Here is a 21717-nt window from a genome sequence, read left to right on the forward strand (position 1 = left end):
GGTCAGGACACCAATCCGGTGAGTACGGCGAACGGGACCACGAGGTAACCGGCGCAGAGCACGACGGCGAAGACCAGCGCCACCACCCGGACCCGTTGCTCGCCACGCGGGGTCTGCTGGCCGAGGCTGCGCAGCGCGCTGAACACACCGTGGCGCAGGTGGAAGCCGAGCGCGACGACCGCCACGGTGTAGAAGAGCGTGACGTACCAGCGCTCCGGGGCGAAGTCGGCGACCACGTTCGCGAACGGCCGGGACGGGTCACCGACCGGGTTCAGCGTGCCGGTGGTCAGGTCGAGGATGTGGTAGACCACGAAGAGCAGGATGATCACTCCGCCCCAGCGCATGGTCCGTGCCGCGTAGCTGCCCCGGACCTTCTTGCGGTGGGCGTAGCGCACGGGACGGGCGGCACGGGCGCGCAGCGCCAGGACCGTGGCGGCCCAGATGTGCAGGATCACCGCCGTCAGCAGGCCGACCCGCTGCAACCAGAGGAATCCGGCGCTGGGCAGCAGCGGGACGCCGAGTTCGCGTAACCAGTGCGCGTAGTGGTCGAACGACGTCGCGCCCGAGAAGATCTTCAGGTTGCCCAGCATGTGGGCGATGAGGAACAGCACCAGCAGGACGCCCGTCACCGCCATGACGGCCTTGAGGCCGACATTGGATCGGATGGGCGACCGCGTTCTCGTCGTTACTACCACTCGACCGACGCTAGGAGCAGTTTGATCAGTCGTCCAATGCATCGACGCCGCAGTCTTGATAGCCATAAGCTATGTAGATGCAGCTCCATCAGTTGAAGTACTTCGTCGCGGTCGCCGAAGTACGACATTTCACCCAGGCGGCCGACCTGGTGGGCATCACGCAGCCCTCGTTGAGTAAGCAAATTCACGCCCTGGAGGACACCCTCGGGGCGCCGCTCTTCGAGCGGGTAAGGGGCAACATAACCCTCACCGCGGCGGGGGAAGTGCTGCTGCCGCTGGCCAAACGGATCCTGGCCGACGTCGAGACCGCCACCCGCGAGGTGCAGGAACTGGTCGGCCTGCGACGTGGCCGGGTACGCCTCGGTGCCACCCCCAGCCTCGCCACCTCGCTCGCCCCGCCGGTGCTCCGTCGGTTCCGTGACGCCCACCCCACCGTCGACCTGCGGGTGGAGGAGGGTGGCTCCCAGGATCTCGTCCGTGACCTGCTCCGCGGCGACCTCGACCTCGCACTGATCATCATGCCCGCGCAGGGCGCCGACCCCGGGCTGCGCGCCGACCCGATCCTCACCGAGAGTCTGGTGGTCGCCTCGGTCGACCCGGTGCCGGCCGCCATGCCCGGTGCCGACCTGCGCATCACCGACCTGCGTGACCAGCCCCTGGTGATGTTCCGTGAGGGCTACGACCTGCGCGACGCCACCCTCCAGGCGTGTCGGGACGCCGGCTTCGAACCGACCCTGTCCGTCGACGGCGGGGAGATGGACGCCGTGCTCAGCTTCGTCGAGGCCGGGCTGGGCATCGCCCTGGTCCCGGGCATCGCGGTGGCCCGTCGCCCCGGCATCCGGGTCACCCGGCTCGCCCCACCGGGCGTACGCCGCACCATCGCCGTGGCCCGCCGCCGCGACGTGGTGCCCACCCACGCCGGCCGCGAACTACGGCGCATCCTGCTCGACTACGTGCACACCGCCACCGCCACCGCGCAACTCCCGCCCGGCGTCGAGCCGTTGAGCTAACCGTTTTCGGCGTCGTCCATGGCGCGGTAGATGCGCTGTTCACTCACCGGATACGGGGTGCCCAGAGCCTGGGCGAAGATGCTCACCCGCAACTCCTCGATCATCCAGCGGATCTGGCGTACCGCTTGGGAACCCCGGCGAGCCGGCGGCAGCGCGGCCAGCAACTCGTCGTACTCGCGCTGCACCACCGCGACCCGATCCTGCTGAGACTTGTCCCGCGCCGGATTGCCCGGCAGCCGGTCGAGCCGCCGCTCGATCGCGGTCAGGTAGCGCAGCAGGTCGGGCAGGCGGGCGTACCCGGCCTCGGTGATGAAACCGGCGTGCACCAGGCCGGTGAGCTGGTTGCGGATGTCGGCCAGGGCGGCCACCACGGCCAGGTTCCTCGTCGCGCCGAGGCGCTGCTGCACCGCGTACGCGGTGGCGAGCACCGCCCGGACCCGCTCCATCACCTCCACCACGGTCTCCACCAGCTCGGCCCGGACCTTCTCCCGCAGGGCGGCGAAGCCCGCCTCGTCCCACGCCGGCCCGCCCGCGTCGATGACCAGCTTGTCGATGGCCGCGCCGGCCGCGTCCTCGATCAACGCCTGCACACCGCCGTGCGGGTTGCGGGACAGCGCCAGCTTCGCCTCGTTGGTCAGCCGCCCCTGCAGGAACTTCGCCGGCGACGGCACGGTCAGCCGCAGCAGCCGTCGGGTGCCCGCCCAGTGGGCGGCCTCCTGCTCAGCCGGTGAGTCGAACACCTTCACGCCGACAGTCGCGCCCTCGTCCACGAGCGCCGGGTAGGCGGTCACCGCGTATCCCGCCCGTACCTGCTCGATGGTGCGCGGCAGCGTACCGATCTCCCAGCCGGTCAGCCCCGAACGGGCCACCTCCGGCGCGGCGGCGGCCACCACCTGGCGTACCTCCGCCTTGAGCTGGCGTTGCAGGGCCGGCAGGTCCTTGCCCTCGGCGACCGGTTTGTCGTCGTCGCCGAGCACCCGGAAGGTGACCCGCAGGTGCGGCGGAAGCTTGGCCAGGTCCCAGGCGTCCCGAGGCACGGTCACCCCGGTCATCCGCCGCAGCTGTCGGGTCAGCGCCTCCAGCAGCGGCTCCGCACCCGGGGTGATCGCGGCCAGCGCGGCGCGGGCGTAGTCGGGTACCGGCACGAAATTGCGCCGCACCGGCTTCGGCAGCGACCGGATCAGCGCGACGACCAATTCCTCACGCAGCCCCGGCACCTGCCAGTCGAAGCTCTCGGCCGGCACCTGGTTGAGCAACGGCAACGGGATGTCCACCGTCACCCCGTCGGTCGTGGTCCCCGGGTCGAAGGTGTACGTCAGCGGCAGCGCCACCCCGTCGGCCCGCCACTCGTCGGGGTAGTCGGCCTCGTCCAGCCCGCCCCGACCCGCGTTGACCAGCAGCTCCCGGGTGAAGGTGAGCAGCTCCGGCCGGGTGCGGCGAGTCGTCTTCCACCAGCTGTCGAAGTGTCGCCCGGAGACCACGTCGGCCGGGATCCGCTCGTCGTAGAACTGGAAGATCGTCTCGTCGTCGACCAGGATGTCGCGTCGCCGGGCGCGGTTCTCCAGCTCCTCCACCTCGGCCAGCAACCGCTGGTTGTCCCGCCAGAACTGGTGGTGGGTGGACCAGTCGCCCTCGACCAGCGCGTGCCGGATGAACAGTTCCCGGCTCAACGTCGGGTCGATCCGGCCGAAGTTCACCTTGCGGGAAGTGACCAGCGGGACACCGAAGAGGGTGACCTTCTCGTACGCCATCACCGCCGCCTGCTTCTTCTCCCAGTGCGGCTCGCTGTAGCTGCGCTTGACCAGGTGCTGGGCGAGCGGCTCGACCCACTCCGGTTCGATTCGCCCGTTGACCCGCCCCCAGAGCCGGGAGGTCTCCACCAGCTCGGCAGCCATCACCCAGCGCGGTGGCTTCTTGAACAGCGCCGAGCCCGGGAACAGGGCGAACTTCGCGCCGCGCGCCCCCAGGTACTCGTGCTTCTGCGCGTCCTTGAGGCCGATGTGCGACAGCAGACCGGGCAGCAGCGACTGGTGCACCGTCGGAGTGTCGATCTCCTCCGGCAGGTCCGCGCCGCCCTGCCGCCGCCCACCGCCGCCGTCGGGCTCGCCGTCCGCGCCGCCCCGCCGGCCCCGTCCCCGGCCGGTGGCTTCGACGGTACGCAGCACCTGGCGTAGCTGGCTGACGATGTCCTGCCACTCCCGGACCCGCAGGTAGTTCAGGTACTCCGCCCGGCACATCCGTCGGAACGCGCTGGACGAGAGCGCCCGCTGCTGCTCGCGCAGATAACGCCACAGATTGAGGTACGCGACGAAGTCGGACTCCTTGTCGGCGAACCGGGCGTGCGCCTGATCCGCCTGGGCCTGCTTCTCCGCCGGCCGCTCCCGCGGGTCCTGGATCGACAGAGCCGCGGCGATCACCATCACCTCGATGGCACAGCCGTTGCGTTCGCCCTCCAGCACCATCCGGGCCAACCTCGGGTCGACCGGCAGCTGGGCCAGCCGCCGACCGAGCGCGGTGAGCCGCTTCGTCGGCTCGGTCTCGGTCGGGTCGATCGCGCCCAACTCGTGCAGCAGGTGCACGCCGTCGGTGATGTTGCGGCGGTCCGGCGGGTCGATGAACGGGAAGGCGGCGATGTCACCCAGCCCGATGGCGGTCATCTGGAGGATGACCGAGGCCAGGTTCGTTCGCAGGATCTCCGGGTCGGTGAACTCGGGGCGGGAGTCGAAGTCCTGCTCGGCGTAGAGCCGAATGCAGATGCCGTCCGAGGTACGTCCGCAGCGGCCCTTGCGCTGATTGGCGCTGGCCTGGGACACCGGCTCGATCGGCAGCCGCTGCACCTTCAGCCGCTGCGAGTAACGGGAGATTCGGGCGGTACCGGGATCCACCACGTACTTGATACCGGGCACGGTCAGCGAGGTCTCCGCGACGTTGGTGGCCAGCACCACCCGCCGCCCGGTGTGCGGGGCGAAGACCCGATGCTGCTCGGCGACGCTGAGCCGCGCGTACAACGGAAGGATCTCGGTGTTGCGCAGCGCGGGCCGGTTGGTGACCAGCTTGCCCAGCGCCTCGGCGGTGTCCCGGATCTCCCGCTCACCGCTGAGGAAGACCAGGATGTCGCCCGGTCCCTCGGCGGCCAACTCCTCGACGGCGTCGCCGATGGCCTGGATCTGGTCGCGGACGTTCTCCTCGTCCGCGTCCTCCTCGTCGGTCTCGGCGACCTCCACCAACGGCCGGTAGCGCACTTCCACCGGGTAGGTCCGGCCGGAGACCTCGACCACCGGCGCCGGCTCGCCGTCCGGATACTCGGCCGTCGGTGACCCCGCGAAGTGCCGCGCGAACCGGTCGGTCTCGATGGTCGCCGACGTGATGATCACCTTGAGGTCGGGACGGCGCGGCAGGAGCTGCCTGAGGTACCCGAGAATGAAGTCGATGTTGAGGCTGCGTTCGTGCGCCTCGTCGATGATCAATGTGTCGTACTGGCGCAGCATCCGGTCGGTCTGCAACTCGGCCAGCAGGATGCCGTCGGTCATCAGCTTGACCAGGCTGTTCTCGCCCACCTGATCGGTGAAGCGCACCTTGTAGCCGACCACGTCGCCGAGCTCGGTCCCCAACTCCTCAGCGATCCGGTCGGCCACCGTCCGCGCCGCCAGCCGCCGGGGCTGGGTGTGCCCGATCAACCCGTGGACCCCGCGCCCCAGCTCCAGACAGATCTTCGGCAACTGGGTGGTCTTTCCCGAGCCGGTCTCGCCCGCCACGATCACCACCTGGTGGTCGCGGATCGCGGCGGCGATGTCGTCCTTGCGCTCGCTGACCGGCAGACTGGCCGGGTAGACGACCTTTGGCACGGCGGCCTTCCGCCGCTCCAGCCGGACCTCCGCCGCAGCCGTCTCGGCGACGATCTCGGCGAGCACCGCCTCGCGTCGGCGCGGGTCGCGTAGCTTCCGCAGCCCGTCGAGTCGACGGCGCAGCTGACGCTGATCGCGGAACATCAGCGGAGACAGGCGGCGCTGCAGGTCGCGGACGGGATCGGTGGCGGCGGGTGAGGCTGGATTCTGCATGTCGTGGCCAAGGATAGGCAGCCGCTGCCCGCTCCGCCTCCTGGTTACCCGCCCGGTGCCCGACCTGCTCCTACGCGGCGACGCCGGCCGAATCGGTCGGCGATATCCGGGCGGAGCGCCCTGATGGTGGTGCCCGGGCGGTGGTGTCCGGGCGGTGGTGTCCTGGCTTGCTGCGGCGCGTAACGACCCCCGCGTTCCCGAGGCGGCGTCGGACCTGACGGTTCCCCTTGTGCCCCCTTTGCTCTGCTTCAACCTACGCAATGGATGTCGCCTCGAACCGATGCGTGGATTGAAGCAGAGCGGAGGGGGCGGTGGTGTGGCACCAGCGTGGCGGCGGTCTATCGTTGAGCGCCGAGTTGGGAGCGGAACACGGGGACGTCGATGACGATGAGGGACACCGACCGGGCACTGGTGCAGGCCGCCAGTGCGGTGGCGAAGCTACGGTGCCGCAGCGCCGCCCACACCCTCGCCTCGGCGGCTCGTACCGCCGATGGTCGGGTCATCTCCGCCGTCAACGTGGTGCACGCGACCGGCGGAGCGTGCCCCGAGACGGTGGCGCTGGGCACCGCCGCCACTCAGGGCGTGGGTGAGCTGGAGACGATCGTCACGGTAGGCGACCGTGGCCGGGCTATCGTCACCCCATGTGATCCCTGCCGCCAACTCCTGGCCGAGCACTTCCCGTCGCTGCGACTGATCGTCGGCCCGGTCGACAACCCCCAGGTCACCACCATCGTGTGAGCCAGGATGAGTGCAACTTCGGGGAAAGTGCTGCCTCGGCGCGTCTGGAGGCAGCACTTTCCCCGAAGTTGCTCGTCCTCGGCCGGGGGTCCGTGCCCGAGGGGCAGCATCCGGGTCAGTTCCTTGCCCAGGGCGTCGATCGACTGGGGCCGGGGTCCGTGCCCGGGGAGGCACGGGGCACGGCACGGGGCGCGGGGCGCGGGGCACGGGGAGGGACGGGGCGCGGGGCACGGGGCGCGGGGCACGGGGCGCGGGGCACGGGGAGGGACGGGGCGCGGGGCACGGGGAGGCGCGGGGCGCGGGGCACGGGCACGGGCACGGGCACGGGGGGCCTGGGGCTCGGGCGCGGGGCCGGGGCTCGGGGGTCAGCGGGTGCGGGTGCGGGTGCGGAGGGCTTGACGGAGCTCGGCGAGGAAGCCGTCGAAGTCGTCGCGGAGGCGTTTCGCGGTCACGTGCAGCACGATCCAGTCCTCGCCGAGCAGGCGGTTGAGGCGGCGTCGGTCGCGGTGGAGCTGCTGCGGATCGTCGTGCCAGAGACCGTCGTACTCGACCGCGATTTTCAACTCCGGCCAGGCGAGGTCGACCCGGGCGATGAACCTGCCGTCGCGCTCCACCACGAACTGGGTGACCGGACGGGGCAGGCCGGCCAGCACGATCCGCACCCGTAGCCGCGACTCCTGAGCCGACTCCGCGCCCGGGTCGGCGAGCTGTGCCACCCGAAGCAGCCGTTTCCAACCACGGGCACCACGACGACGGTCCGTCAGCTCCCGTAGCTGGTCGGCGCGGACCAGCCGCTGGCGGAGCAACCGGTCGACCACGACCGTGGCCTCTTCCACGTCGAGCCACTGGGCCAGATCCCAGCAGGTGCGCAGCGGGGTGGTGACCGGCATGCCGGCGTGCGACAGGACATCGTCCTCGGTGATCTCGCCGGTGTGCACCACGAGACCGGCGACCGGCCCGAAGCGCAGCCCGGCGGGCACGAGGACGTCGAGCGGATCGGCGTCCCCGCTGAACCCGGCACCGAACAGCGCGGCGGCGCTCCGTCCGGCGATCACCGCACCGGGTGGAATGACCCATCGTGCCGCTGCCTGGCACCGGGTGCGGTGGGAGATCGTGAGCTGGGCGTCGGCGTACACGTCCCGGAAGACCGGCCGCCATGCCCGGCTGCGCAACTCGCCCCGGGTCAGCAGCCCTCGGGCTACCGCACGGGAACCACGGAAGACGCGCCCGCGCAGTTGCGGCGGACGCCGGGCGGAAGTAGCCATGCCGTCCACCATGGACGACGACGAGCCCTTCCCGACACCCCCTGTGGATAACCCGCCCGCCGCAAGCTCGAGGCGCTGCTCCAGCAACATCGGGGAAAATGTCGCCTCGGATCGCGCGGAGGCAGCATCTTCCCCGATGTTGCTCGGATCCCGACCTGGCGAGGCGGGGCGAAGCGGGGCAGCGCAGGGGGAGGGAGGGGTGGGGTCAGGCGGCGGCGGACCAGATGGCGCGGAAGGCGGCGGCTTCGCCGGCCAGCCAGCGTTCGATCTCGTCGGGTTTCACCCCGTCGGGCATCCGGTGGGTGGTGCCCCGGCGGATGTCGACCAGGACCGGCTCGGCGCGCGGCAGGACGGCGTCCATGTGCCGGGCGGTCAGGTGCAGCGCGGCCAGCATCGCCTCCTCGCTGGGCGGGGCCTCGTCGAAGTGCAGGCGCACCGCCTCGGCGTGGCCGTCGGCGTACCGGATGCCGAAGTGTGGATTGATCTTGATGGGTAGGTCGCCGAGCATGGCGAGGGCGTCGCGGGTCTGGGCCAGGTCGACGCCGGCCGGCTCGCCGAGCGAGTGCAGCCAGGCCGTCGCACCGGGCACCAGCGCCTGATAGAGCGGACGCCACCGGGGCTTGACCACGTCGACCACCTGAGCGAGGTGGGTCCCGCCGGTGTGGAAGGCGATGTCGGCCTTGAGCGCCTTGACGAACTGGCCGTGCGGGTTGAATCCGGAACGGCTCGCCCGCTGCCGACGCAGGCCACCGACGAAGCTCGCCTTGGTCGGGCCGGTGCGATCGACGTAGCGGGTGAAACCGAGGAGGGTTGCGTACGGCGTGAGGGGGGCGGAGATGGGCGCGGTCACGAGCATCCTCCCAGGTCAGGAACTCGATTAGTACATACATTCTAATCGACGACCCTGACATCGCCCAGGGAACGAAAGGGGCCGCCCGGGCATCCCGGACGACCCCTCGTACGAAAAATTTCAGAGCTGGCCGACGTCGGTGATCCGGACCACCGCGGCGCCCGCCTCGTCGGAGGCGGCCAGGTCGACCTCCGCGCTGATGCCCCAGTCGTGGTCGCCCTCCGGGTCGTCCAGGATCTGCCGCACCGTCCAGCGTTCCCGGCCCTGATCGATCATCAGCAGCGCCGGGCCACGGGCGTCCGGACCGGTCCCGATCTCGTCGTACGACTCGAAGTAGGGCTCCAACGCGTCGGCCCAGGCGTCGGCGTGCCAGCCCGAGTCGGCGTCCAACTCGCCCAACGTCGCCCACTGTCGTAGCGCGGCCAACTCGACCCGCCGGAACAGGGCGTTGCGCACCAGCACCCGGAACGCGCGCGGGTTGCGGGTCACCGCCGCCGGCCGGTCGTCCAGGGCGGCGGCGACCTCGGGCAGATCCGTCGGGTTGCGCAGCCGCTCCCACTCGTCGATGAGGCTGGAGTCGACCTGCCGGACCAACTCGCCGAGCCACTCGATGAGGTCGACCAGTTCCTCGGTCTTGGCTTCTTCCGGCACCGTCTGCCGCAGCGTCTTGTACGCGTCGGTGAGGTAGCGCAGCACCAGGCCCTCGGAGCGGGACAGCCCGTAGAACTGCACGTACTCGGTGAAGGTCATCGCCCGCTCGTACATGTCGCGTACCACGGACTTGGGGGAGAGCTGGTGGTCGGCCACCCAGGGATGCCCCCGTCGGTACATCTCGTAGGCGTCCTCCAGCAGTTCGGCCAGCGGCTTGGGCCAGGTCACCTCGTCGAGCAGTTCGAGCCGGGCCTCGTACTCGATGCCCTCGGCCTTCATCGCGGCGACCGCCTCGCCCCGGGCCTTGAACTGCTGCGCGGAGAGCACCTGGCGCGGGTCGTCGAGGATCGACTCGATCACCGACAGCACATCCAGGGCGTACGACGGTGATTCGCTGTCCAGCAGCTCGATGGTGGCCAGCGCGAGGGGTGACAGCGGCTGGTTGAGCGCGAAGTCGAGTTGCAGGTCGACGGTGAGCCGGACCCGCCGCCCGGTCTCGTCCGGCTCGGGTAGTTCCTCGACCACGCCGCCGGCCCGCAACGCCCGGTAGATGGCGATGGCCCGGCGGATGTGTCGGCGCTGGGCCGCCGCGTCCTCGTGGTTGTCGGTGAGCAGGTGCCGCATGGCCGCGAACGCGTCGCCGGGGCGGCCGATCACGTTGAGCAGCATCGAGTGGCTGACCTGGAAGCTTGAGGTCAGTGGCTCCGGTTCGGCCTCCACCAGGCGGTCGAAGGTGGGCTTGCCCCAGCCGATCGAACCCTCCGGCGGCTTTTTACGCACCACCTTGCGCCGCTTCTTGGGATCGTCACCGGCCTTGGCGAGGGCCTTCTCGTTGTCGATGACGTGCTCGGGTGCCTGCACCACGACCCGGCCGAGGGTGTCGAATCCGGCGCGTCCGGCCCGGCCGGCGATCTGGTGGAACTCGCGGGCCTTGAGCAGCCGGGTGCGTACCCCGTCGTACTTGGACAGGCCGGTGAACAGCACGGTGCGGATCGGCACGTTGATGCCGACGCCGAGGGTGTCCGTACCGCAGATGACCTTGAGCAGCCCGGCCTGGGCGAGGGTCTCCACCAGCCGGCGGTACTTCGGCAGCATCCCGGCGTGGTGCACGCCGATGCCGTGCCGGACCAGCCGGGACAGGGTCTTGCCGAAGCCGGAGGTGAACCGGAACCCACCGATCGCCTGCGCGATCATGTCCTTCTCGGCCCGGGTGCAGACGTTGACGCTCATCAGCGCCTGCGCGCGTTCCAGGGCGGCGGCCTGGGTGAAGTGCACGACGTACACCGGGGCCTGCTTGGTTTCCAGCAGCTCCTCGAGGGTCTCGTGCAGCGGTGTCATCGCGTACGAGAAGAGCAGCGGGACCGGCCGCTCGGCCGAGCGGACGACGGCGGTCGCCCGGCCGGTGCGCCGGGACAGGTCGTCGACGAATCGGGTGGTGTCGCCCAGCGTGGCCGACATCAGCACGAACTGCGCCTGCGGCAACTCGATAAGCGGTACCTGCCAGGCCCAGCCCCGGTCCGGTTCGGCGTAGAAGTGGAACTCGTCCATGATCACCTGGCCGACGTCGGCCTTCACGCCCTCGCGGAGCGCCAGGTTGGCGAGGATCTCCGCGGTGCAGCAGATGATCGGGGCGTCGGCGTTGACACTGGCGTCACCGGTGAGCATGCCGACGTTCTCGGCGCCGAAGACCTCACAGAGCGCGAAGAACTTCTCCGACACCAGGGCCTTGATCGGCGCGGTGTAGAAGGTCGTCCGGTCGTCGGCCAGGGCGGCGAAGTGGGCGGCGATGGCGACCAGGCTCTTGCCCGAGCCGGTCGGCGTATTCATGATCACGTTGGCCCCGGAGACGATCTCGATGACCGCCTCCTCCTGGTGGGGATAGAGGTCCAGGCCGCGCTCGGACGCCCAACTGGCGAACGCGTCGTAGAGAGTGTCGGGATCGGCGGTCTTGGGCAGCGCGGCGGTGAGTGTCATGGCTGCTCCATGGTGCCTGGATCACGCCCCGGGACGCCAACCGGCCTCCGGCGGGCGGTGGTGTTGGTGTTAGCAGGGGGCCCTTCCTATACACCAGGCGTTAATAAGGTGCCCTTCCTTACCGGCGGCGGTGGTAGATCAGGTCGGCGACCGGGCGTCCGGCACGCTGCGCCCGCCGCTCGAACCGGGTCACCGGTCGGTGCGCCGGTCGGGGGGCGTAACCGTCGTAGGCGTTGACCAGGCCCGGGTCGGCGTCCAGGGTCGCGCGCATCGACTCGGCGTACTCCGCCCAGTCGGTGGCACAGTGCAGCGTGCCGCCGACGGCCAACCGGGAACGCAACCGCGCGACGTGCGTCGGCTGGATCAGCCGCCGCTTGTGGTGCCGGGACTTCGGCCACGGATCCGGGAAGAAGACGTGCACCGCGTCCAGGGACGCGGACGGCAGCAGATCGAGCAACTCCATCGCGTCGCCCTCGACGATCCGGACATTGTCGAGGTCACGAAGGTGGATCAGGTCCAGCAGGTTCGCAATTCCCGGGGTGTGCACCTCGACCGCCAGATAATCTCGATCCGGGTCGGCGGCAGCCATCTCGGCGGTCGCGTCGCCCATGCCGGATCCGATCTCGACCACCAGTGGGGCGCGGCGGCCGAACAGGGCGACGGGGTCGAACGGGTCGGCGTCGGTGACGCGCAGGCCGTACCGCGGCCAGAGCTGTTCCAACGCCGCCACCTGCCGGCCGCTCATCCGGCCGCGACGCGGGTGGTAGGTACGGATCGCCCGCGCCACGGAGGGCACGGCGGCAGGGGTCGGGTCGGTGGAGGTCACCACCAACCGAGCCTACGCGAGCGTCGCGCCGGACCGGATGTGATGTACGCCCGGTGGTGAGACCATCATCGGTAGAAGGCAGGACCGGGTGTCCGGCAGGGCCCCGGTGACCGCCCCGGCGCACCGGGAGGGGGCCTCGTGCCAGCAGTGACGCACACTCGTCCGGCGCTGTCCGCTGCTGGTCTGCGTACCCTCGTCACCCGCGCTCCGCTGCTCTCGATCGCCCTGGCCGCTCCGTTGCTGACGGCGGTGCCGGCCCTGGCGGTACCGCTCGTGCCGGCCAGCGTGGAGTCGGTGTCCGCGGCGACACCCGCCCGGGCCGCCGGCGCACCGGTCGCCGCCGGGCAGCCCGCCGACGGGCAGCCCGGTGCACCCGCGGGCGCGCCGCAGCCCGGCCCGAACGTCTTCGTCGAGGTTTCGCCGAGCATGGTGGAACCGGGACACCTGGTCGGCCTGCGGGCGAGCTGTCACGACAACTCGGTGGGGGCCATCGTCGTCTCCGACGCGTTCGGCCGGGTCGCCGTCCAACCCCAGCGCGGGCTGCTCACCGGCACGGCGATGGTGAAGGACCGGGTGCTCCCCGGCAACTACCGGGTCAAGCTCGAATGCCGGGGCGGCGAGACCGCCTCCACCATGATCCAGGTGGTACGCCAGATGAAGCCGAGCCGGGGGCCGGCGACCGGCTTCGGCGGGTCTGCCGGTGCCGTCACCTCCAGTCTGCTGCTCCCCGGTGGGCTGGCATTGACCGTCACCGGCATGGTCCTCTGGGTCACCGCGACACGGCGTCGCGGCATCCGGCGGTGAGCCGCCATGCCCGCCGGCCACGCACCCCGCCCCACCGACTCGACAGGTAGGTCCGGACGTGCCGACTCCGGTCGGCCGGTCCGTTCCGGTGGCCCGCCCCGCCCGACCTACCGCCACGACCTGTTCGTGCCGCAGGCCAGTCCTCCGCGCCGCCCCGGGTCCATCCCCGGCCGCGAGGCTTTCCCGCACCGACCCGACGGGCGCGTACCGCCCACCGACGGTCCGTCGTCGCTCACCGGCGGCCGGGCGTCGAAGCCCAGCCCGTTTCCGCGGGTCGACGGTCGGCGACCGGCGGCCGACCGTCGGACGTGGGAGCCGCAGGTGGACCGTCGCGGCGCTCCCGACCGGGTCACGGGCTCCGCGCCGCGCCCGCACGGCCGTGCGACCGTCCCGGATGTCGCCGCCCGACGCGCCGGCCTGTCACCGCTGGCCACCGACCGGCGTCGTGCTCCCCGGCCCACCGGCGGGTCCGAGCGCGCGCGGCGGCCCGGGCGCAGCCCGTGGTCGTTGCCGCTGGCGGTGGTGCTCGTGCTGGCCGGCGTCTTCGCCACCGGCGCCGGTCTCGGGCACACCGTCGGAGGACCGCTGGACTGGACCGCCACCGGCGGTGAACGCGGCTCCAGCACCGCTGTGGTACCCGCCGAACGCACCGCCGCGCGGCCGGTGAGCCTGTCCATCCCATCGATCGAGGTCTCGGCGCCGGTGAAGCCGGTCGGTGACGCACCGGACGGTACGATCGGCGTGCCGCCGCTGAGTCGGCACGAGGAAACCGGGTGGTACGACCGTGGCCCCGCCCCGGGAGACCCGGGTCCGGCGGTCATCGTCGGGCACGTGGACACCAAGAGCGGCCCGTCGGTCTTCTACCACCTGGGCAAGCTGACCGTGGGGGACACCGTCGAGGTGACCCGGGAGGACGACTCGGTGGCTGTCTTCACGGTCAACTCGGTGGAACGCTTCCCGAAGGATCGGCTGCCGGCCGACCGGGTCTACGGCCATGAAGGTCCACCGGGCCTGCGGCTGATCACCTGCGGTGGCGAGTGGCTCGGCGGTGGCACCGGCTACGCCGACAACGTCATCGCCTTCGCCACCCTCACCACCACCCGCCCCGCCTGATGGGTCAATCGGCTAACCGTCACTCTGAGGGCCGGCTCGGTAGCTGCTCGGCAACCCACAGGCCGCGACCCTGTAGGCCGACAACCAAGCCTCGATCCTGCAGGATGATGATCGCTCGCTGAACCGTCGTGACGCTGACGCTGTAAAGGTCGGCCAGTTCCTTGTAGGTCGGCAACCGTTCACCTCGCGGATACTCACCGCTCCTGATTCGGGTTGCCAGGTCTTCGGCCACCTCGCGGTAGCCCCCGGTCGGTATCGGCATGGGAAGGTCCTTCGTTCGGCACCTTCCATCGGATCATGAGTGACACCCACCTTCAAGACCAACATTGCCTTAGGTACTAAAGGTCTCTAAGGTGGTTGTCGTGGTTGGGTTCTTCGTTCGGCAAGCGCTGGACCCCACCAGGAAAGCCACCCAAGGGGAGCATGACGCAGGGACTCTGCCCCCTTGGGGCGGGGCCAATCGTGATCGCACCGGAGGTCTTCGCCGTGCCGCTCGATGATCCAGACGAGGATTCGCCGATGCGTCGGCTGTTCGAGGCCAATCGGGTGCTGGAGCTGCACTGGACCCGCGCGGTCGCCAACCCGTTCGCCGCTGGCGGTTGCCTGGAGTGCCGTGGGCGTACCGAATGCCCGCAGCTCGACTGGGCGATCGGCGTCACGGTCGAGATCGCGGCGGTGATGTTCCAGAAACGCTGAGGGGCCTCGATCAGGGGACCTGCTGCACGACCTCGAATTCGAGGAGGGTGGCACCGGAGGCGACGGGTGGCCGCTGCTCCGCGCCGGGCGGGGCGGCATGGGCGGCGCGCGCCGGGCCGGCGGCCCAGTCCTGGTACGCCTGCTCGGTCTCCCACCTGGTGTAGACGAAGTAGCGGTTCTCGCCGGCCACCGGGCGCAGCAGCTCGAAGCCGAGGAAGCCGGGGGAGTTCTCCACCGCGCGGGCCCGGGCGGCGAACCGCTTCTCCAATTCCTCGCCGGCACCGGGCGGGACGTCGATCGCGTTGATCTTCACAACAGCCATGACGTCACCCTAACCACCCGTACGCCCGACCCATTCGCCGAGATTGCCCGCCCCGTGTTGGTGATCCCCGCAACTTCCCTGATAGTGCTGCCTCCGGCGGTGTTGAGGCAGCAACATCCCTGAAGTTGTGCGGATCTTCGCGGGCGGCGCGGATCTTCGCGGGCGGGGCGGGCCGTGTCTTCGCGGGTGGGACGGGCCGCTCAGAAGGATTCGATGGTGGGGATCAGGTCGGCGTCGACGACGACGGGGGCGTGGTCGGAGGGGCCCTTGCCCTTGCGGGCCTCCCGGTCCACGTACGCCGACCGGACGGCGCGGGCCAGCGGGGCCGAGGCGTACACCAGGTCGATGCGCATGCCCTTGTTCTGGTGGAACATCCCGGCCCGGTAGTCCCAGTAGGTGAACGGGTGTGGCCCCTTCATCGGGGTGGGCACCACGTCAACGAGACCGAGGTCGCGCAGCGCCGCCAGGGCGGCCCGTTCGGGCGGCGTGACGTGGGTGGAGTTCACGAAGAGCGCGGGATCCCACACGTCGTCGTCGGTGGGGGCCACATTGAAGTCACCGCAGACGGCCAGCGGCGTCGGGTTGGTCAGTTCGGTGTCCAGCGCGTCCCGCAGTGCCGCCAACCAGGCCAACTTGTACGCGTAGTGCGGATCGTCGGGTGCGCGGCCGTTCGGCACGTACACCGACCAGACCCGCAGCCCGCCGCAGGTGGCCGAGATCGCCCGGGCCTCCGGTTCGGGGAACCCGGGCTCGCCGGGAAACCCGACGGTGACATCGGCCAGGCCGACCCGGGACAGGATGGCGACTCCGTTCCACCGGCCGTCGCTGTGACTGGCCACCGTGTAACCCAGCGCGCCCACCTCCGCCACCGGAAAGGCGCCGTCCGGGCATTTGGTCTCCTGGAGGCAGACCACGTCCGGCGCGGTACCCGACAGCCAGTCGAGCAGCCGGGGCAGCCGGGCCTTCACCGAGTTCACGTTCCACGTCGCCAGGCGCATGATGCCAGCCTGCCCCATCCCGCCCCGCTCCGCGCGACCCGCCCGCTCAACTGCCCGGGGTGTCGTTGTTCGGCCGGGTCTGTTCGGCCAGGAAACGCTCCAACTCGGCGCCGAGTTCCTCCGCCGTGGGCAGCGGCCCGCTCTCCGCGGCGAGCAGGTTCTTCTCACCCCGGCCCCGGGCGTACGTGTCGTACTGCTCCTCAAGGGCCTGGACCAGGGTCGTGGCCTCGTCGCTCTCGGCGACCTGCCGGTCGATCTCGACCCGCACCACCTCGGCGGCCGAGCGCAGCCCGTCCCGGGGCAGCAACAGCCCGGTGCTGCGGGACACCGACGCCAGCAGCACCTCGGCGGCGGCCGGATACTCGGCCTGTGCCACGTAGTGCGGCACGTGCGCGGCGAAGCCCAGCGCGTCCCGGCCGGCCTCACCGAGCCGGAACTCCAGCAGGTGCCCCACGCTGCCGGGGACCTGCACCCGTTGCAGCCACGGTTCGTAGCCGGCGATCAGATCACGCCGGGTGGCGTGCGCGGTCACGCCGGTCGGCCGGGTGTGCGGCACCGCCATCGGGATCGCGTTGAGCCCGACGGTGAGCCGGACGTCCAGCCGGGCGGCGAGCCCGGCGACGGCGGCCGTGAACCGCTCCCACTGAAGGTCGGGCTCCGGGCCGGTGAGCAGCAGGAAAGGCGTCTCGTCGTCGTCGTGGAGCAGGTACAGCTCCAACTCCGGGTCGTCGTAGCTCTCCCAGTGATCCTCGACAAAGGTCATCACCGGGCGGCGGGAGCGGTAGTCGTAGAGCTGGTCCAGATCGAACCGGGCGATCGGGCGGGACTCCAGCGATGTGAGCAGTTGTTCGCGGGCGAGCCGGCTCGCGCTACCGGCGTCGACGAAGCCGGTGAGCGCCTGGATCAGCACCGGCTGACCGAGGTCGGGCAGATCGTCGGTGAGTTCGTAGAGCTCGTGTGGATCGAGCACCGGTGCGGCCTCCCTGCATGTGCGTAACGGGTCACCGAACGGACGCGGCCCCGATCGCCAAAACGTACCTGCCATCCTCGTGCATTCCGATGGCGCCGGTTCGCCCGGCCCGGCGTCGGTGGCTGATCGGCCGACGGTACGCCGTTGCCGCCGCGGGGTACATATGGATGCGCACCACCGAAAGGAGAGGTGATGAGCGACTCCGCCCCCGCCGAGGGCCAGCCCGTCATCCCGGTCCCGCCCGTGTCGGGCGGTCGCGATGACGAGTCGCCCCCGGCCAAACTGTGGGACCGGATGCGGCAGGATCCGCAGTACGCTCCCGAACACCTCGCCCTGGAGGCGGTGCGCCGGCTCGGCCCGGAGGCCGCGCAGTGGGCGCAGCGGATCCGGGCCGCCCAGCCCGGCATCAGCGCCGAGGCCCTGGCGGAGCAGGCGGTACGCCGGTTCGTCAACCAGGCCCGGCTCTCCGGGGCCGTCTCCGGTGCGGCCGGACTGCCCGGCGCGGTGATCGATGTCGGTGTGCTGGCCTGGACCCAGTCCCGCATGGTCCTGCACGTCGCCGCCGCGTACGGCGCTGATCCGACGCATGCCGACCGCGCCACCGACCTGCTGGTGCTGCAGCGGGTGCACAAGGCTGCCGCGAGCGCCCGGGTGGCGCTGGGGGTGGCGGCCGGGCGGGAACGGGCGGGTGCGCTCTTCGGTGGTGGCGGGCAGGCACCGCTCGGCCGGGTGATGCTGCACCTCGGGGTCCGGCTCGCCCAGATGGCCGGGGTACGCGCGGCGAAACGGCTCTTCGCCAAGGTGGTCCCCGGAGCGGCGATCATCCTCGGCACCTGGGCGAACTCCTCGGCCACCAAGAAGCTGGCGGAACGCTCCCGAGCGTTGTACCGCCAGCACAGCGGCTCCCGGATCCCGTCACCCCGTCGCTCCGATGAGTCGGGCGATCAGTCGGCGTAGCCGGAGGAACGCCAGGTCACCTCGGCGAGGCGGGACTGACCGGCCGTGTTGGGATGGAAGTAGTCCAGTGGGTTGACCAGGTCCAGATCGAACCGGACCCGGTGCGCCGCGCCGCCGTCGTAGCGGCATCGGGAGCCGTACACCCGGCACGCCGCCTTCAGTTGGCTGTTGTACGCCGCGACGCGTTCCCGGAAGGCCGTGCGGCGGCTCCGGTCCGCCGGTGCGGTCGACGTCGCGTCGGCCAGCAGCGCCGGACAGACACCGCGCCGCCAGGCGCGTACCGCTCGGGGCTCGTCGTGGCCGACCTCCCAGAGCCGGTACAGGTTCGGGATGCTGACGACCAGGACCCGAGCCTTCGGGCGTCCGTCGCGCAGCACCCGCAACCCCCGGTCGATCTCGGCCCGGAACTCGGTCACCGGCGTCATCGCGTCGATCGTGGCGCGGCAGGCGTCGTTGGCGCCGACCAGCACCGTCACGTAGTCGGCGCGGTCGCGTACCGCCGCTTCCGCCTGCCCGGCCAGCGCCCCGGCACGCGCCCCCGGCCTGGCATGGTTGTGCGCTTTGCCGCGCAGCCCCGGGTTGCGGTCGAGCAGCCGGCGGTAGTGGCTGTCGACCCGCAGCCCGTCCCCGGTCGACCAGGAGTTGCGCTCACACGAGGTGAGCAGCAGACAGGACCCGAAGCCGGTGGTGATCGAGTCGCCGAGGGCGGCGACGACCCGGGGGGAGCCGGGCTGAGCCGTTCCGCCCGATGGTCGGGGCGCCGCCTCCCCGCCCGCTTCGCAGGCCAACGCGACGAGTGCGAGCAGGCAGACGGCGGCGGTGGTCCAGCGTCCAGGCATGACTTCCCCAGCCTCACAGCGCAGAGCGATGGCACGGTGACTCTACGCGCGTCGGTCGGGCTGGGCAGGCGTTGCTGTCGGGGATGCGGCAGTGCCATGTCGTACCACTCGCCGCCGTGCTATGCGGCGCCCAGCCGCCGTCGGCGGTCGTGACGGTTAGCTCTGCCGGCTGCCGGGTAGGTGGGGGTGATGACGAGATCACAGCCCCGGCGTGCCCGCGGCACGGTCGGTCACGCGTACAGCGCCCTGAACCTGCGGCTGGCGCTGGCCAGCTTCGGGCTCGTCACCATGACCGTTTTCGCGGTGTTGGCGTTCCGTGCCGACGTGGCCTGGTTGGGTGTCGTCTGCGCCGTCTTCGCGGCGGTCGCCGTCGTCGACCTGATCATCATTCAACGTCGTCGCGCCGCCCGACGTCGGGAGGAGCCCGGCGTGCGGCACTCGCTCTTCGAGTGACGGGAGTAGCCCTGATGACCATCGCCACCACCAACCCGGTCAACGGCCAGGTGCTCAAGACGTACGAGGCGATGTCCGACGAGCTCATCGACAGCGCGATCGAACGGACCGACCTGGCGTACCGGCAGCTGCGCGGCACCACGATCGAGCAGCGGGGACGATGGTTGACGACGGCGGCCGACCTGCTGGAGGCGGAGCGGGACGAGATCGCCCGGCTGATGACCACCGAGATGGGCAAGACGCTCGCCGCCGCCAAGGCCGAGGTCACCAAGTGCGCCACCGCCTGCCGCTTCTACGCCGGCCGGGCAGCCGAGTTCCTCGCCGACGAGCCGGCCGACGCCGAGGCCGTCTCGGCGACCCGGGCGTTCGTCCGCTACCAGCCGATCGGGCCGGTGCTGGCGGTGATGCCGTGGAACTTCCCCCTCTGGCAGGTCATGCGCTTCGCCGCGCCGGCCCTGATGGCCGGTAACACCGGCCTGCTCAAGCACGCCTCCAACGTGCCGCAGACCGCGCTGCTGCTGGAGGACCTGTTCCGCCGGGCCGGCTTCCCCGAGGGCGCGTTCACCACGCTGCTGGTCGGCTCCGACGCGGTCGATCGAATCCTGAGCGATCCCCGGGTACGCGCCGCCACACTGACCGGCAGTGAGGTCGCCGGTCGGTCGATCGCGCAGATCGCCGGCCGGGAGCTCAAGAAGACCGTGCTGGAGCTGGGCGGCAGCGACCCGTTCGTGGTGATGCCCTCCGCCGACGTGGAACTGGCCGCGCAGGTGGCCACCACCGCCCGCTGCCAGAACAACGGTCAGTCCTGCATCGCCGCCAAGCGCTTCATCGTGCACACCGACGTCTACGACGCCTTCGCCGAGGCGTTCGCGCGGCACATGTCGGCGCTGCGGGTGGGCGACCCCATGGACGACGGCACCGACGTCGGTCCGTTGGCCTCCGAGCGGGGCCGCGACGAGGTCGACGCGCAGGTTCGTGACGCCGTCGACAAGGGAGCCACGGTGCTCTGCGGCGGTGAGAAGTCGAGCGGGGCAGGCTGGTTCTACCCGCCGACCGTGGTGACGGATCTGAACCCGGGCATGCGGATGTGGTCCGAGGAGGTGTTCGGGCCGGTCGCTGGTTTGTACCGGGCCTCGTCGTACGAGGAGGCGATCGAGCTGGCCAACGGAACCAGCTTCGGGCTCGGCTCGAACGCCTGGACCCGCGACCCGCAGGAGCAGCAGCGGTTCGCGACCGACCTGGAGGCCGGCGCCGTCTTCATCAACGGGATGACGACGTCCTATCCGGAGCTGCCCTTCGGCGGGGTGAAGAACTCCGGTTACGGCCGGGAACTCTCCGCCCAGGGCATGCACGAGTTCTGCAACATCAAGACGGTCTGGGTGGGGGAGGGCGTCGCCACCGCCGGTGCCGGTGCCCACTCCGAGTAGGCGCTGCTTACCACGAGGCCCGGGTGGGTAGTGAAAGGCGGCATGACGGCGATCGCGTTTCACGCTTCCCACGAGCAGATCCACCCGCGTGAGCTGCTGGAGGCAGTGGTCCACGCCGAGCACGTCGGCTTCGACGCCGCCATGTGTTCGGATCACTTCGCACCCTGGAGCGAGCGTCAGGGCCACTCCGGATTCGCCTGGTCCTGGCTCGGATCGGCGTTGCAGGCCACCGGCCTGTCGTTCGGGGTGGTCAACGCGCCCGGACAGCGCTACCACCCGGCGATCATCGCGCAGGCGATCGGCACCCTCGCCGCCATGTACCCGGGTCGGTTCTGGGCCGCTCTGGGCTCCGGTGAGGCCGCCAACGAGCACATCACCGGCGACGTGTGGCCGCGCAAGGACGTCCGTAACGCCAGGCTGCGCGAGTGCGTGGACGTCATCCGCGCCCTGCTGGCCGGCGAGGAGGTCAGCCACGACGGTCTGGTCCGGGTCGACCGGGCGAAGCTGTGGAGCCGGCCGGAGCAGCCGCCGGCACTGGTCGGTGCCGCGGTCAGCGTGGCCACCGCCCGCTGGTGCGCCGAGTGGGCGGACGGCCTGATCACGGTCAACGCGCCGACGGACCACCTGCGTCGCATGATCGACGCGTACCGGGAGGCGGGGGGCCGCGGGCCGGTGCACCTACAGGTGCACCTGAGCTGGGCGCCCACCCAGGACGAGGCCGAGGCGATCGCCTACGACCAGTGGCGCAGCAATGTCTTCGCCCCGCCGGTCTGCTGGGACCTGACCACCCCGGAGCACTTCGACGTGGTCTCCGCCGAGGTGCCGATGGCCCGGCTCGCCGAGGTGGTCAACATCTCCGCCGACCTGAGCCGGCACGTGGGCTGGCTGGAAGAGTACGTCGACCTGGGCTTCGACCAGATCGCGCTGCACCACGTAGGCCAGGACCAGCGCCCCTTCCTGGACGCCTTCGGCGAGCAGGTCCTGCCGAAGCTGCGCGCCTGACCCACGACTCTGGTCCGGACCCCGCAGGGTCCGGACCAGAATCACCGATCAACTCGATCGAGGTCGGGG

General features: G+C 70.9%; 20 protein-coding genes. 9 read left to right on the forward strand and 11 right to left on the reverse strand.

All coding sequences use genetic code 11. The features are described from left to right. Positions 1-2 precede the first annotated feature (2 nt). Entirely contained in the window at positions 3-695 is a 693-nt protein-coding gene (locus Vlu01_RS15885) for a succinate dehydrogenase cytochrome b subunit (protein ID WP_275409347.1), read from the reverse strand. Positions 696-772: 77 nt separating this feature from the next. Here Vlu01_RS15885 and Vlu01_RS15890 point away from each other — a divergent pair, with 77 nt between their 5' ends. Then, complete coding sequence (locus Vlu01_RS15890) at positions 773-1705, forward strand: LysR family transcriptional regulator (RefSeq protein WP_203999788.1); 933 nt, start codon at positions 773-775, stop codon at positions 1703-1705. Here the strand turns inward: Vlu01_RS15890 and hrpA are convergent. Beyond that, a complete protein-coding gene (gene hrpA / locus Vlu01_RS15895; RefSeq protein WP_203999791.1) occupies positions 1702-5763 on the reverse strand; it encodes an ATP-dependent RNA helicase HrpA in 4062 nt (1353 codons plus the stop codon). The two genes, Vlu01_RS15890 and hrpA, sit on opposite strands and share 4 nt — an antisense overlap. A 381-nt stretch (positions 5764-6144) precedes the next feature. Between hrpA and Vlu01_RS15900 the strand changes: the two genes are divergently transcribed. Beyond that, complete coding sequence (locus tag Vlu01_RS15900) at positions 6145-6501, forward strand: cytidine/deoxycytidylate deaminase family protein (protein WP_203999794.1); 357 nt, start codon at positions 6145-6147, stop codon at positions 6499-6501. Positions 6502-6866: 365 nt separating this feature from the next. Here the strand turns inward: Vlu01_RS15900 and Vlu01_RS15905 are convergent, their stop codons facing one another. The 4 genes from Vlu01_RS15905 to trmB all read right to left on the reverse strand — a co-directional run bounded on the left by Vlu01_RS15905 (position 6867) and on the right by trmB (position 12067). Next, positions 6867-7766: a hypothetical protein gene (locus Vlu01_RS15905; protein WP_203999795.1), complete on the reverse strand. Its 900-nt coding sequence runs from the start codon at positions 7764-7766 to the stop codon at positions 6867-6869. 205 nt (positions 7767-7971) lie between these two features. Next, a complete protein-coding gene (locus Vlu01_RS15910) occupies positions 7972-8616 on the reverse strand; it encodes a hypothetical protein (protein WP_203999796.1) in 645 nt (214 codons plus the stop codon). Between the two features lie 120 nt (positions 8617-8736). After that, entirely contained in the window at positions 8737-11241 is a 2505-nt protein-coding gene (locus Vlu01_RS15915) for a DEAD/DEAH box helicase (RefSeq protein ID WP_203999797.1), read from the reverse strand. Positions 11242-11359: 118 nt separating this feature from the next. Next, positions 11360-12067, reverse strand: a complete 708-nt coding sequence (gene trmB, locus Vlu01_RS15920; RefSeq protein ID WP_204000066.1) for a tRNA (guanosine(46)-N7)-methyltransferase TrmB — start codon at positions 12065-12067, stop codon at positions 11360-11362. 147 nt (positions 12068-12214) lie between these two features. Between trmB and Vlu01_RS15925 the strand changes: the two genes are divergently transcribed. Together Vlu01_RS15925 and Vlu01_RS15930 are read left to right on the forward strand one after the other, a co-directional pair. Then, positions 12215-12871, forward strand: coding sequence for a hypothetical protein (locus Vlu01_RS15925; protein ID WP_239095938.1), 657 nt, complete (start codon positions 12215-12217; stop codon positions 12869-12871). Positions 12872-13297: 426 nt separating this feature from the next. After that, the gene (locus tag Vlu01_RS15930; RefSeq protein ID WP_204000077.1) at positions 13298-13984 is read left to right on the forward strand and encodes a class F sortase; all 687 of its coding nucleotides are present in this window, start codon (positions 13298-13300) and stop codon (positions 13982-13984) included. 19 nt (positions 13985-14003) lie between these two features. On the opposite strand, the gene Vlu01_RS15935 is transcribed toward Vlu01_RS15930, so the two are convergent. Next, entirely contained in the window at positions 14004-14246 is a 243-nt protein-coding gene (locus Vlu01_RS15935) for a GntR family transcriptional regulator (RefSeq protein WP_203999798.1), read from the reverse strand. Between the two features lie 200 nt (positions 14247-14446). On the opposite strand from Vlu01_RS15935, the gene Vlu01_RS15940 reads away from it, so the two are divergent. Then, positions 14447-14680: a hypothetical protein gene (locus tag Vlu01_RS15940; protein ID WP_203999799.1), complete on the forward strand. Its 234-nt coding sequence runs from the start codon at positions 14447-14449 to the stop codon at positions 14678-14680. 10 nt (positions 14681-14690) lie between these two features. Here Vlu01_RS15940 and Vlu01_RS15945 read toward each other — a convergent pair whose 3' ends face one another. The 3 genes from Vlu01_RS15945 to Vlu01_RS15955 form a co-directional block, all read right to left on the reverse strand. Continuing rightward, entirely contained in the window at positions 14691-15002 is a 312-nt protein-coding gene (locus Vlu01_RS15945) for an antibiotic biosynthesis monooxygenase family protein (RefSeq protein ID WP_203999800.1), read from the reverse strand. Positions 15003-15202: 200 nt separating this feature from the next. Next, complete coding sequence (locus Vlu01_RS15950) at positions 15203-16000, reverse strand: exodeoxyribonuclease III (RefSeq protein WP_203999801.1); 798 nt, start codon at positions 15998-16000, stop codon at positions 15203-15205. 46 nt (positions 16001-16046) lie between these two features. Next, positions 16047-16970 (reverse strand): proteasome assembly chaperone family protein, encoded by a 924-nt coding sequence (locus tag Vlu01_RS15955; RefSeq protein ID WP_203999803.1) that lies wholly within the window; start codon positions 16968-16970, stop codon positions 16047-16049. A 192-nt stretch (positions 16971-17162) separates the two neighbouring features. On the opposite strand from Vlu01_RS15955, the gene Vlu01_RS15960 reads away from it, so the two are divergent. Then, a complete protein-coding gene (locus tag Vlu01_RS15960) occupies positions 17163-17927 on the forward strand; it encodes an EcsC family protein (RefSeq protein WP_203999806.1) in 765 nt (254 codons plus the stop codon). Here Vlu01_RS15960 and Vlu01_RS15965 read toward each other — a convergent pair. Then, positions 17915-18766 carry a GDSL-type esterase/lipase family protein gene (locus Vlu01_RS15965; protein ID WP_203999809.1) on the reverse strand — a complete coding sequence of 284 codons (852 nt, stop codon included), beginning with the start codon at positions 18764-18766 and terminating at the stop codon, positions 17915-17917. The genes Vlu01_RS15960 and Vlu01_RS15965 overlap by 13 nt on opposite strands. A gap of 189 nt (positions 18767-18955) precedes the next feature. Between Vlu01_RS15965 and Vlu01_RS15970 the strand changes: the two genes are divergently transcribed. From Vlu01_RS15970 to Vlu01_RS15980, 3 genes are read left to right on the forward strand one after another with little or no spacing between them, the layout of a single operon-like run. Next, entirely contained in the window at positions 18956-19219 is a 264-nt protein-coding gene (locus Vlu01_RS15970) for a DUF6343 family protein (RefSeq protein ID WP_203999812.1), read from the forward strand. A 14-nt stretch (positions 19220-19233) separates the two neighbouring features. Further along, positions 19234-20646, forward strand: coding sequence for an NADP-dependent succinic semialdehyde dehydrogenase (locus Vlu01_RS15975; RefSeq protein ID WP_203999816.1), 1413 nt, complete (start codon positions 19234-19236; stop codon positions 20644-20646). 42 nt (positions 20647-20688) lie between these two features. Further along, positions 20689-21648, forward strand: coding sequence for a TIGR03885 family FMN-dependent LLM class oxidoreductase (locus Vlu01_RS15980; RefSeq protein ID WP_203999819.1), 960 nt, complete (start codon positions 20689-20691; stop codon positions 21646-21648). Positions 21649-21717: the final 69 nt, after the last annotated feature.

Origin of the sequence: Micromonospora lutea (assembly GCF_016863535.1) — a bacterium.
Taxonomy (GTDB): Bacteria; Actinomycetota; Actinomycetes; order Mycobacteriales; family Micromonosporaceae; genus Micromonospora; species Micromonospora lutea.

Coding starts and splice junctions, on each gene's coding strand:
- Vlu01_RS15905 (WP_203999795.1), bottom strand. CDS start 7,766: ATGGCTACTTCCGCCCGGCGTCCGCCGCAACTGCGCGGGCGCGTCTTC.
- Vlu01_RS15945 (WP_203999800.1), bottom strand. CDS start 15,002: ATGGCTGTTGTGAAGATCAACGCGATCGACGTCCCGCCCGGTGCCGGC.
- Vlu01_RS15960 (WP_203999806.1), top strand. CDS start 17,163: ATGAGCGACTCCGCCCCCGCCGAGGGCCAGCCCGTCATCCCGGTCCCG.
- Vlu01_RS15915 (WP_203999797.1), bottom strand. CDS start 11,241: ATGACACTCACCGCCGCGCTGCCCAAGACCGCCGATCCCGACACTCTC.
- Vlu01_RS15965 (WP_203999809.1), bottom strand. CDS start 18,766: ATGCCTGGACGCTGGACCACCGCCGCCGTCTGCCTGCTCGCACTCGTC.
- Vlu01_RS15890 (WP_203999788.1), top strand. CDS start 773: ATGCAGCTCCATCAGTTGAAGTACTTCGTCGCGGTCGCCGAAGTACGA.
- Vlu01_RS15935 (WP_203999798.1), bottom strand. CDS start 14,246: ATGCCGATACCGACCGGGGGCTACCGCGAGGTGGCCGAAGACCTGGCA.
- Vlu01_RS15970 (WP_203999812.1), top strand. CDS start 18,956: ATGACGAGATCACAGCCCCGGCGTGCCCGCGGCACGGTCGGTCACGCG.
- Vlu01_RS15900 (WP_203999794.1), top strand. CDS start 6,145: ATGACGATGAGGGACACCGACCGGGCACTGGTGCAGGCCGCCAGTGCG.
- Vlu01_RS15975 (WP_203999816.1), top strand. CDS start 19,234: ATGACCATCGCCACCACCAACCCGGTCAACGGCCAGGTGCTCAAGACG.
- Vlu01_RS15980 (WP_203999819.1), top strand. CDS start 20,689: ATGACGGCGATCGCGTTTCACGCTTCCCACGAGCAGATCCACCCGCGT.
- hrpA (WP_203999791.1), bottom strand. CDS start 5,763: ATGCAGAATCCAGCCTCACCCGCCGCCACCGATCCCGTCCGCGACCTG.
- Vlu01_RS15950 (WP_203999801.1), bottom strand. CDS start 16,000: ATGCGCCTGGCGACGTGGAACGTGAACTCGGTGAAGGCCCGGCTGCCC.